The sequence below is a fragment of the Nocardia cyriacigeorgica genome, assembly GCF_010858045.1.
Classification (GTDB): domain Bacteria; phylum Actinomycetota; class Actinomycetes; order Mycobacteriales; family Mycobacteriaceae; genus Nocardia; species Nocardia cyriacigeorgica_E.
On the sequence record NZ_JAAGVC010000448.1, the window covers coordinates 1 to 230 of the forward strand.

General features: G+C 61.3%; 1 protein-coding gene and 1 pseudogene. Both read right to left on the reverse strand.

Annotated features, from left to right (window positions below):
• A partial coding sequence (locus GV790_RS30420) for an acyl-CoA dehydrogenase N-terminal domain-containing protein (RefSeq protein WP_163818227.1) occupies positions 1-93 on the reverse strand: 93 nt, incomplete at its 3' end.
• A 17-nt stretch (positions 94-110) separates the two neighbouring features.
• Positions 111-230 (reverse strand): annotated as a pseudogene (locus tag GV790_RS30425) (transporter substrate-binding protein); the annotation flags it as partial.

Below are 230 nucleotides of genomic sequence, written 5' to 3' on the forward strand. Positions count from 1 at the left end.
GCCGTAGGCGCCGGTGTCGAGCAGTTTGTCCAGTCCGAGCACCTCGAACAGGTTGAACTCGATATCGCGCAGGTTCGCCTTGTAATGCCCCACCGCGTCCTCCTCGACTCACCGCCCGCGGCATTGATCTGGTCGACGGCCAGCTTGGTCGAATTGGCAACGGTCACCTCGCTGATGGCCATCGTGCCCGACAGCGAATGCAGCGAACCGATCTTGATCGTGTCCTTGGA